The following is a 10,911-nucleotide window of genomic DNA, read 5'->3' as shown; positions in this document are numbered from 1 at the left end:
GCCCGGGCTTCTCCGGGCCGCAGACCGCCGCACTGGTGGTGGGGTCAGGCCGCTTCGGCGTTCTCCCGCAGGGCCCGCTCGTAGCCGTAGGTGAGGTAGCCGGCCCAGACCTGGCCGGCGTCCCCGTCGGGGCACAGGCGGTCGAGGGCGACCAGCCCGGCCATGATCGCGGCACACATCTCCTGCTGGGCCTCGTGGATGGTGGCGGTGACCGGACCGTCGGTCCCCCAGCCCTTGGACCGCCGGTAGAGCTCGCCGGCCTCGCAGGCCTCCTCGGCGACCTTGGAGACCAAGAGCAGTTCCCGCACCGCGTCGTCGGGGGCGGCGCTGCGCCGCTCATCCCGCAGGCGCAGCTGGCGGATTTGGTCGAAGAGTTCCTGCATGTTCACTCCTTCGGGGTGGGTTGCGCTCCCGGTTCCTGGCCCGTCCGGGGCGGTCAGGCGTCGGGGTTTCGGGAGGGGCGGCCCATCTGGTGGACAGTCCAGCCGGCGGCCAGCCAGGGGGCGGCTTCCAGGGCGTTGCGGACATCAACCACCGTGCGGGTCTTCGCCCGCTCGCTGGCCGCGGCGGGCAGCTTCGGGTCCGTGGTGAACTCGGGCCACTCGGTGGCGATGACCACCACGTCGGCGTCGGTCGTGGCGTCCAGCGTGTTGTCGGCGAAGGCGAGGTGGGGATGGGTGCGGCGGGCGTTGTCCAGGGCCTCGGGGTCGAAGAGGCGAACTGTTGCGCCGAGCTGGTGGAGGCGCTCCGCCAGGTGCAGGGCGGGGCTGTCGCGTACGTCGCTGGTGCCGGCCTTGAAGGCGGCGCCGAGGAAGGCGATCGTGCGCCCTCGGGTGTTGCCGCCGAGGGCGTGGGTGATGAGGTTGACGGCGGCGTGCTGGCGGCCGCGGTTGACGGCCTGGACCGCGTCGAGCAGCCCGGCTGCTCCGGCGGCGCCCATCTCGCCGGCGGCGTAGGCGAAGGCGGCGACGTCCTTGGGCAGGCAGCCGCCGCCGTAGCCCAGGCCCGGGCGCATGCCGGCGTGGCCGATGCGCTTGTCGATGCCCATCGCGTAGGCCACGTCGTCCACGTTGGCGCCGGTGAGGTCGCAGACCTCGGCGACGGCGTTGATGTAGCTGATCTTCGCGGCCAGGTAGGAGTTGGCAGCGGCCTTGGCGACCTCGGCGGTCTGCGGGTCGGTGACCACCATGTCGATGTCGCCGCGCCCCAGGATCGGTGCGAACACCTCCTCGATCGCCTTGCGGGCGGTGTCGGAGGTGAGGCCTACGAGGATCCGGTCCGGGAACAGGGAGTCCTGGACGGCGTGGCCCTCGCGCAGGAACTCGGGGTTCCAGACCAGCTCGATGCTGGGCACCCGGGCCTTGTCGGCGATGATCTTCTGGAGGGTCGCGACGGTGCCCACGGTGACGGTGGACTTGCCGACGATGGTTGCCGGGCGGTCGATCAGCGGGACCAGCGTCTCGACGGCGCCGATGACCTGGGTGGCGTCGTAGCCGCGGCCGTCCTCGCGCAGCGGGGTGCCGGTGGCGATGAAGTGCAGGTCGGTGAAGGCGGCGGCCTCGGCCGGGTCGGTGGTGAAGCGCAGGCGGCCAGCTGGCACGTGCTTGGCCAGCAGCTCGTTCAGTCCGGCCTCGTAGAACCAGGACTTGCCGGTGTTGAGAGTCGCGCACTTGTCGGGGTCGATCTCGACGCCGATCACCTCGTGGCCGAGCTCGGCCATCGCGGCGGCGTGGGACGCTCCGAGGTGGCCGCAGCCGATCACGGAAACTCGCATGCTGATCAATGTCCTTGAGTAGGCGGGCATTTGGGGGTGCGGCTCGGGTCCGGGCCGCACCCCGGAAACGCTATCGGGTGAGCGGGCCGTCACTGACCGCGTCCGGCACCGTGATGCCGGCCAGCGCGCACAGCCGGCCCAGCGCCTCGATGGCGCCCTGGCGCACGATCACGTCCCCGTCCCGGGCGCCCTCGATCGGGTACTCCTTGAAGACGCCGTTCTCCTCCAGGCCTTCCGGGTCGACGTAGAAGACGCGCATGCCGCGCTCGCGGGCGCGCGCCTGGACCGCGCGCCGGTCAGCGTGCAGACCGATCACCAGCAGCGCCTTCGCGCGCGGGTCGAAGGTGACCGGCGGGATCTTCTGGTCGTAGCGCCGCAGGAACAGCTCCGGCAGGCCGGCACGGGCGGACAGGACGTCGAAGTTGTGCGTCAGCACCGGGCCGACCAGCAGTCCGGCCTCCGCGAGCGCCTTGAGGGCGCGGTGGGCGAAGGTCGGCTCGGCCAGGAAGCAGGCCCGGAACATCGCCACCAGGTCGGGGGCCTTGAGGTCGGCGCCGATCACCATCTCGCGCACCAGCGAGTCGGCCGCGGGCGCCAGGGTGAAGGCGTGGGACTGGGTGAACTCGTTGCTGCGCCGCTGAGTGACCCGGTACACCTCGTGCAGGAAGTGCAGCGGCGGGATGCCGGCCTCGATGCTGGTGCCGCAGCCGACCTCGACCATGAACGGCCCCGCCTCCAGCAGGCCGGCCAGGTCCGGGGCGATCGTCGGGGTGCCGCGCTGCTCCTTGACCCGCATACCGCCGGCCAGCACGTCCCACGGCAGGTTGCGCACCGTGCGGTGCAGCTCGTGGCCGTCGCTGGTGAACACCACCTCCAGCGACCGGAACCCGTTCGGGGTGGGACGCCCGGCGCGCAGGTCCTGCGGGTGCTCGTCGAACTCCTCCAGCCGCAGGACCAGGTCGCCCTTCTGCCAGCCGCCCTCGGCCAGGGGGCGCCAGCGGCCCTCGCCGAGCCAGGTCTCCAGGTCGGTGCGGTACTCGGCGATCTCGGCAGCCGGGGCGAGGTGGGAGACCATCAGGTAGAGGTTGTCCAGCGTCAGCCGCGGCTCGGGGAACACGTAGTTCAGCCCGTACTGGAGGTTGTAGTGGACGACGCGGCGCCGGCCGTGGGCGTCCTCGCTCCAGCCGGACTGCTCGGCGTTGGCCGGCTCCTGGGTGCGGCGCCAGATGCCCTCCTCGACGCTTCGCGGGCGCTCGTGCCGGTCGCCGGCGAAGTGCTTCTCCCAGGACCGGACCTGGGTGGGGGTCAGCTGCTCGATGACGGTGTGCGGGAAGAACATGGAACCCTCCAGGTTCACAACGAAGCGGAGGAACGGGGCCCGACAGGAGCCGCCGGGCAGCGCCGCCGCGCACTAGCCGATGCGGGTGCGCTCGTGCTCGACGGGGGTCCGGGCGTGGTTCTTGTTGGTACCCACGTACCGGCCTGGCTGGGGCGGCGCGTAGCTGACGAGCTTGCGCCCACAGCGACGCGCAGGCCCGGCAAGGAGGCCGGTGGCACCGGCGGGGAACAAAAAATGTGCACCTACCGCAGAAGCCGCGATAGGACTAGGACTATAGTCACGCACCCCTGACGGGTCGTCAATAGTCCTAGCCCTATATGGTTCTGCTGTGACGACAGAGCCCAGGAGGAACCGATGAACGCCCCTGCCTACCGACGGGTCGCCGCCGAGCTGCGCGCCGCCATCGAGCGGGGGGACTACCCCGAGGGCAGCGTGCTGCCGAAGCTGGAAGAGATCGCCCAGAGCTACAGCATCGCCAAGCAGACCGCCCGCGAAGCCGTCGCCGAACTGGAGCAGGAGGGCCTGGTCGAGCCGGTGCGCCGGCGCGGCACCGTGGTGCGCCCGGCCCCCGTGCGCCAGCGCCTGGTCCGCGCCCGCCAGGTCTTCCGCGACGAACGGGGCTACTACTTCGACCCCGCCGCCCAACCCTGGGTCGCCCTGGAGCCGCCGGCCGTCTCCTGGGGGCCGGCCCCTCGCGACATCGCACCCCTGCTCGGCGTCCACCCCGGCGAGGAGGTGCTGATCCGCGACCGGCTGATGGGCGACCCCAACACCCGGCGCCCCACCCAGCTCGCCACGAGCTACCTGCCCGCACACCTCGCCCGCGGCACCCGCCTGGCCGAAGCCGACACCGGCCCCGGCGGCATCTACGACCTGCTGGAACTGCAGATGGGCCACGGCCCGCTCGAATGGTTCGAGGCCCTGGGCGCCCGCATGCCCTCCCCCCGCGAAGCCGAGCGCCTGGCCCTGCCCCGCGGCGTCCCCCTCCTGCGCGTGGTCCGCACCGCCACCAACCCGGCCGGCACCGTGCTCGAGGTCAACGACACCCGCATGTCCGGCGAGGCCTTCGAGTTCGGCTACCCCATCACCCGCCACCCCAGCGCGGCCTCGCAGCAGTAGCCGCCGGGGACCCCACCTCGCCTGCGCCTGAACCGGCCTTCGGCTCCAGCCGGCCGCTCAGGAGCCGGGCCTGACTGCCCGACTTCCCACTCCCTTGGCGTTGTGCGGCCTGGCTTGTGCCAGCACGGCCGGACTGTCCGGACCGGCAAGGGACCAGTCACCTGCAGTAGATGACGTGAGAACCTAGTAGGGCTTGGTCAGGTCTGTATGGGTGCGGGGATGTCGCGGTGGCGGGTGGGGCAGGCGCCGGCCCAGGTGGCGAGGAGTAACTGCAGCTCGCGGACGACTTGGTAGAGGCTCAGGCCAGCGCCGCGTCTTTTGGGGCGGTGGCCAGTCTGCGCAAGGTGCAGAACGCGTGGGCGAGGGAGACCAGGGTGACGTGGTGGTGCCAGCCGTTGAAGGTGCGGCCCTCGAAGTGGGCCAGGCCCAGGGCCTGCTTCATCTCGCGGTAGTCGTGCTCGATGCGCCAGCGCAGTTTGGCCAGCCGGACCAGGGTGGTCAGCGGGGTGGTGGCCGGTAGGTCGGAGAGCCAGAACTGGACCGGCTCTGCTTCCTTCGTGGGCCATTCGGCCAGCAGCCAGCACTCGGCGAGCTCCACGCCCTCGGTGGCGTCGCGGATCTCCCGTCCGGCGGGGCGGATCCGCAGGGCCACGAAGCGCGAGTACATCCGCTTGTGGCCGGTGCGGCCGGTGCCGGGGCGGGATCCTTCGCGCCACTGCACCGGCCGCGCCGCGTTCCGGCCGGCCTCGACGACCAGGGCTTTGACCGAGCGGGCCGGGTCGGGGTACCTGGGCACCGGTGGCCGCCCGGTGCCGCCGTACGGCGCGGTGACCGGGCGCGCGTGGGCGGGGTGTGCGGTGGGGGTGCTGGAGATCCCGACCACGTAGTTCAGGCCGCGCTGGTTCAGCCCGAGCCGGAACGCGACGGCATCGCCGTAGCCCGCGTCCGCCAGGACCAGAGGGACGTCCACGCCCCAGGAGCGGGTCTCGTCGACCATGTCGAGCGCAAGCTGCCACTTCTCGACGTGGCCCAGGTCGACCGGGATGCCGCAGCGTTCCCTGCGGGCGACCTTGACGGGTCTGCCAGATCCGAGCCCGGATCCCAGGACTTGGGCAGGAACAGGCGCCAGTTGACCGCCGCGGAGGCGTGGCCGCGGGCCAGGTGAAGCGACACGCCCACCTGGCAGTTGGCGACTTTGCCCGCGGTGCCGGTGTACTGCCGCGACACGCACGCGGAGGCGTCGCCGTCCTTGAGGAATCCGGTGTCGTCCACGACCAGCACGGTCGGGTCGATCGACTCGTGCATCCGCCACGCGATCCTCGCCCGCACATGGGTCCAGTCCCACGGGCTGGAGGTCACGAAATGGGCCAGAGCCTGCCGGTTGCCGTCCTCGCCCAGCCGGGCGGCCATCGGCTCCACCGACTTGCGCCGCCCGTCCAGCAGCAGCCCACGAACATACGCCTGCCCCCAGCGGTGCTGATCGGTGCGCGTGAACGCCTCGAACATCCCCGCGGTGAACGCCACCAGATCCTCCCGGACCTGATCCAACTCCCCAGGTGTCACACACCATCAACGCGCAGAACCCCGCCGGGACACGCCACCAGCGTGTACACCTGACCAAGCCCTACTAGCTCCCAGCTTCGGATCCCGCCGCCATCCCGTTCCCCGCCTCCGACATCGGTTGCGGCGTCAGCCGCCTCAGCCCCTTGCGGTCGTAGTACTTCGCCATCGCGAAGCCGAAGATCAGCGCGAGCACGGCCCCAATGGCGATCATGGCCCAGGCGCGGTAAAGGCCGGCGTCGGCGCGGGCGTCGAAGTACAGGATCGAGCGCACACCGCCGCTGAGCTGCCGCGCGGGTTCGAACCCCCCGAGGAAGCGGTAGACGGTCGGCGTCGCCTGCAGCGGGACGGTCGCACCAGAGGACGGCAGGGCCAGGGCGATGAAGACGAACATCGACACCAGCTGGCCGATGCCGCCGAACGCCGCGTTGATGGCCTGGACGCCGAGGCCGACCGCCAGGCACGCGCAGTAAGAGAAGATCCACAGAAGCGGGATGTGCGATGCGTCCATGCCGAGGATGGCGATGCAGGCCAGCATCACCGTCGAGGTGGTGAGCACCGTGATGCCGGCGGTCATCAGCATCTTCAGCAGCAGGGTCTGGGTCCGGTCGATCGGGACCGTCAGGCGGCGGGTGTGCCAGGGGCCGAGCTCGCTGTCGGCGTAGCCGAGCGCGCTGTCCACGCCGGAATTGATCACGTTGCCTCCGACGAAGCCGGCCAGGATCAGCAGCAGGGTGTAGTAAAACGCGGTCAGGCCCAGGCCGCTGTCCTGGCCGATGGCGTGGCCCACCTGCGTAGTCACCGCCACCGGGTCGGCCAGCAGCAGGTGCGTGGTGGGGTCGGCGCCGGGCACCGCCGCGGTCAGCTGCTTGCCGATGGCCAGCGACGCCCGGTGGGCCGCGACCTGGTTGATTTGGGACGCCAGCGACGAGCCCAGGCTGCCCAGCCCCGGGTTGGTCAGGACCGTGATGGTCGGGCGCACCGTGGTCTGCGTCGTGGTGAGCGCCTCGACCGAGGCGGTGAAGTCCGGCGGGATCACCAGTGCCCCGTAGACCTTGCCCGAGGCCAGCATGTTCTGCGCCTCGGCTGGGCTGACCTGCTTCCATTGCGCCGAGCTCGACGGCGAGCCCGCGACCACCGCCTGCGCCACCTGCGTGCCCAGCTTCAGCTGCTGGCCGGGCGGCGGGGCGCCGGTGTCGGCGTTGACCAGGGCGATCGGCAGGTGGTGGAGGTTGCCGATCGGGTTCAGGATGCCGCCCATGTAGAGCAGCGCCAGGAACAGCGTAACCAGCGTAGCCAGGGCGGAGGGGAACACCCACAGCTTCGGACGGAGCACCAGCGCGGTGGCACGCACGAGGCCGGGGGGCATGGCCGGGGTCACGATCGCGACCGTAGCACCGCGCCGCGGGTTAAGCCGGGTGCGACCCGTGCGAAGGTACTGCGGCGGTATATCGAACGGCGGGATCGGAAGGATGCGGCCCGGATCCGATCCGTGGTCTTCGATGTCGGCGAGACACTCACGGCCGACTCAACGTTCTGGCTGCCGCTGTCGCCGGGAACCAGACGACCGCCGCAAGGGCGGCGCCTGCCGGCCGCGGCGCACCCCACTGGCCCAGGAGCAGTACGTAGTGCTCCGGGGTGGACGACGAACCGGGGCGTACCTCCAATCGGGCCTGTACCGTGGGCGGGCCGTGGCGCCCGGGCGAACACTGACGCCATGACAGCAGAGTCTGAATCCTCCCCGCGGTTCGCCGACGTCGTGTTCACTTCCGGCGTGGTGCTGACGATGAATCCCGATCAGCCACAGGCCGAGGCGGTCGCGGTGCGGGACGGCCGCATCGTGGCGGTCGGTACGGGCGCCGAGATCGAACCGCTGACCGACAGCTCGACGCGGATCGTCGACCTGGGCGGCCGGTGCCTGATGCCCGGTTTCGTCGAGCCGCACGGCCACGTCTGCGAGGAAGCCGTCGTGCTCGGACCGTCCGTCGACGACATCCGGCCGGCGACGATCCCCGCCGCCGACGACGTGGTGGCGGCCATCAAGGCAGCGGTCGCCAAGCGCGGCGAAGGCGGAACCTGCTGCTACGGCTGGGACCCGCTTCTGCAGAAGGGACTCCCGACCCCGGATCTGGCCTGGCTGGACTCGGTGGCGCCCGACACGCCCCTGGTGATCATGCACAACTCCGGGCACCTGGCCTTCTTCAACAGCGCCGCGGCGACATGGCTCGGGCTGTCGAAGGACACGCCGGATCCCGCTGGCGCACGCTTCGGCCGCACCGCCGGTGGCTCGCTCGACGGCACCGCGTACGAAGCGGCGGCTGTCGGGGCGTGCCTGCATCCGTTCATGCCGAAGGACGGCAACTGGCCGGCCGTGCTGAACGCCGAGTACGCGCGGCTGAACATGGCCGGGATCACCATGTGCTCGGACATGTCCTTCGACGCCCGGCTGCGACCGGCGCTGGCCGCCAGCAGCCCGACCGTCAGGGTGCGGTTGTACGAGATGTCGGGGCCGAAGATGGGATCGGACATCACCCCGGACAACGGCGACGACCTCGTCAAGCAGGTCGGCATCAAGACCTGGGCCGACGGCTCGCCCTGGATCGGGAACATCGCCACCTCCTTCCCCTACCTCACCAACGACACCACCCGGGCCCTGGGCCTGGAGCCGAACCACCGCGGCCGGGCCAACTACACGCCTGAGCAGCTGACGGCGATCGGCGAGGCGTACTTCCCGGCCGGTTGGCAGCTGGCCTGCCATTGCCATGGCGACGACGCCGTGGACATGGTCCTGGACGTGTGGGGGAAGCTGCTCGCCGCGCATCCGCGGGACGACCACCGGCTGCGCCTGGAGCACGTCGGCACCATGCGCCCGGACCAGTTCGAGCGGGCCGCAGCCCTCGGCATCACCGCCTCGATCTTCGTCGACCACCTGTACTACTGGGGTGACGTCCTCGTCGACGACCTGTTCGGACCCGAGCACGGCGCGCACTACGCGAACGCCGGCTCGGCCCTGAAGGCGGGTCTGCGGATCTCCTTCCACAACGACGCCCCGGTCACGCCGGCCGAGCCGCTGCGGAACATCACCGAGGCGGTGACGCGGCAGTCGAAGTCGGGTCGGGTCCTGGCGCCCGAAGAACGGATCACTGTCGACCAGGCTCTGCGGGCGCAGACCATCGACCCCGCCTGGCAAATGTTCGCCGACGACATCACCGGCTCCATCGAGGTCGGGAAGTACGCCGACTTCGTTGTCCTGGACGCGGACCCGCACACCGTCGAACCGGCACTCATCGCGGACATCCTCGTCGACGCCACGTGGCTGGCCGGACAGTGCGTCTACAGCCGACACGCCCCGGGCGAAACCGAATCCTGATGGCTTCATCACCCGGACCGACCTGGCCTTCCACGCCGAACCACCATGGACACCGCAAGAGCCCGACTCAACAGCTCTCGACCGGCTCTTGCGGTGTGACTCGCAGCTAAAGATTTGCATCACTGCGCGATGCGCGGGCACTCCGGGCCGGCGGGATGCCGACCCTTCGGGCCTTGACCGGGCCGTGGCCTCTTCGGGGCACTCGGATGCGAAGAGAACGGTGCCCCTTCGGGACCCTGCGAACGCGCACTCGATGTGGCGCTCTCGGTGGCCTGAGCGGCTTCCGGGGCGGTGGCCAGGCGGTCGGCGGTGGTGGTCAGCGGGGTGAGCCGCTTGGTCAGTGATGCTTCCCCGGCGCGCACCTGTGCCAGGACGGCGGTGAGCCGGCTCTCCTGCTGGGCCGGCAGGGTGTTGCGTGAACCGTTCCGCGTCACGGATCGCGTCCCGGACCGCCGCCACCGACCGCGTCGCGGGCCGGGAGCGCGTCTCGCACCGCCACCGCCACCGCCACCGCCAGCCGTGTCCGGGTCCGGGTCCGGGTCCGGGTCGTGCTGTCCTCAAGGTGCCGGGCATCTTCGTGCACGTGCTTTCCCGGTGACCGGGTGCGCGCTGCCTGCCAGGATGTCCGGTGTCGGCAGGAACTGCACCCGGCAGTGCCCGGCTCCGACCACTTCCCGGTCGCCACCGCGTAGTTGGAGTCTGCCGTGCCGCGGTTCGCCGCTGTCCTGCTCGTTGCCCTGATCGTCATCGGTGCCGGCGCCGCCGTGTCGGCCCCGGCCCCCCGACCCTTGGGAACGCCGGCCTTACCCGGCCCGCCGTTCCGATAAGCCCGCACGTCCACTCTGCCCGTACTGCGGCTGGGCCCGTTTCGGCTCGTCCCGCGGTTGGGGCCTTTCACCTCGTCCTGTGACCACAAGGGGGATTTGGCATGCCTGGAATCATCAGACGCTTCGCCGGCGCCGCGGCTGTGCTGGCGACCGTGGCGGGCGGGCTCACCTTCGCCGCCGCCGGCCCGGCCTCGGCCTCGGGCTGGGGCTGCTCGGGCAGCGAGGTCAGCGGTTCCCCGTACACGCTGGCCAGCGGCGGCTCCGTGTACAGCTACGCCCACCTGTTCTACGACTCCTCGACCGGCCGCAACTGCGCGGTGAACGTCAAGGTCGGCCGCTTCTCCGGGGTGGCCAGCTACACCGATGTCGAGCTCGACGAGTGCGCCGAGGACACCCCCGGCACCTGCACCCCGCTCACGAAGGACCAGGACTGGAAGACGACCTACCAGTACTACGCCGGCCCGGTGTCGGTGCCCGGCCGTGGCCACTGCGTGCGCCTGTCCGCGGAGACCGACGACAGCATAGGCGAGTGGTACGCCACCTACGACAGCGGCGGGGGCTTCCACTGCTGACCCCGGCGGCGGCCGGCACCAGCCCCTTGGCCGGTCATGGTCCTCGGCCAGGCGCAGCGATGTGTGCGGTCGTGGAGCAGGCCGATGGTGCGGGCCGGGCCGGGGTGGGCTGTCGCCGGATACGGGTTCAGTCGGCCGGCGGTCCTCCATCGGTCGGGCTGCGGCTGGACCGTGTCAGTCCTGCCCGGCCCGCTTCGACGCCCGGGGGGGGTTCGCCGCTCGGCGGCGGCCCCCGGCTCCGCTGCACCCCCGGCCCTGGCGCGGGGCGCGGGGGCCGGCGCCGTAGGGCCTGGTCTTCGCGCGCGGCCCGGGCTGATAGGCGGCCGGGGCCGTCCGGGGGGGGGGAGTGC

Annotated in this window: 7 protein-coding genes and 1 pseudogene; 3 read left to right on the top strand and 5 right to left on the bottom strand. The window is 71.3% G+C overall.

Annotated features, from left to right (window positions below; translation table 11 throughout):
• Positions 1-44: 44 nt before the first annotated feature.
• The 3 genes from ACFW1A_RS32560 to ACFW1A_RS32550 form a co-directional block, all read right to left on the bottom strand.
• On the bottom strand, positions 45-383 hold the full coding sequence (locus tag ACFW1A_RS32560; protein ID WP_380415310.1) for a hypothetical protein: 339 nt from the start codon (positions 381-383) through the stop codon (positions 45-47).
• A 53-nt stretch (positions 384-436) separates the two neighbouring features.
• Positions 437-1,774 (bottom strand): UDP-glucose dehydrogenase family protein, encoded by a 1,338-nt coding sequence (locus tag ACFW1A_RS32555; protein ID WP_380415308.1) that lies wholly within the window; start codon positions 1,772-1,774, stop codon positions 437-439.
• Positions 1,775-1,844: 70 nt separating this feature from the next.
• The gene (locus ACFW1A_RS32550; protein ID WP_380415306.1) at positions 1,845-3,113 is read right to left on the bottom strand and encodes a hypothetical protein; all 1,269 of its coding nucleotides are present in this window, start codon (positions 3,111-3,113) and stop codon (positions 1,845-1,847) included.
• Between the two features lie 354 nt (positions 3,114-3,467).
• Here ACFW1A_RS32550 and ACFW1A_RS32545 point away from each other — a divergent pair, with 354 nt between their 5' ends.
• Entirely contained in the window at positions 3,468-4,232 is a 765-nt protein-coding gene (locus ACFW1A_RS32545) for a GntR family transcriptional regulator (protein WP_380415304.1), read from the top strand.
• Between the two features lie 267 nt (positions 4,233-4,499).
• On the opposite strand, the pseudogene ACFW1A_RS32540 reads toward ACFW1A_RS32545, so the two are convergent.
• Together ACFW1A_RS32540 and ACFW1A_RS32535 are read right to left on the bottom strand one after the other, a co-directional pair.
• Positions 4,500-5,795, bottom strand: a pseudogene (locus ACFW1A_RS32540) (IS701 family transposase); the annotation flags it as partial.
• Between the two features lie 64 nt (positions 5,796-5,859).
• Positions 5,860-7,173: a DUF3533 domain-containing protein gene (locus ACFW1A_RS32535; RefSeq protein WP_380415302.1), complete on the bottom strand. Its 1,314-nt coding sequence runs from the start codon at positions 7,171-7,173 to the stop codon at positions 5,860-5,862.
• Positions 7,174-7,566: 393 nt separating this feature from the next.
• Here ACFW1A_RS32535 and ACFW1A_RS32530 point away from each other — a divergent pair, with 393 nt between their 5' ends.
• Together ACFW1A_RS32530 and ACFW1A_RS32525 are read left to right on the top strand one after the other, a co-directional pair.
• On the top strand, positions 7,567-9,162 hold the full coding sequence (locus tag ACFW1A_RS32530; RefSeq protein ID WP_380415300.1) for an amidohydrolase: 1,596 nt from the start codon (positions 7,567-7,569) through the stop codon (positions 9,160-9,162).
• A gap of 928 nt (positions 9,163-10,090) precedes the next feature.
• A complete protein-coding gene (locus tag ACFW1A_RS32525) occupies positions 10,091-10,561 on the top strand; it encodes a hypothetical protein (RefSeq protein ID WP_380415298.1) in 471 nt (156 codons plus the stop codon).
• Positions 10,562-10,911: the final 350 nt, after the last annotated feature.

It is taken from the genome of Kitasatospora sp. NPDC058965 (assembly GCF_042741245.1).
Classification (GTDB): domain Bacteria; phylum Actinomycetota; class Actinomycetes; order Streptomycetales; family Streptomycetaceae; genus Kitasatospora.
The sequence above is the reverse complement of the archived record's forward strand: the minus strand, read 5'-3'. Positions and strand labels throughout refer to the sequence as shown.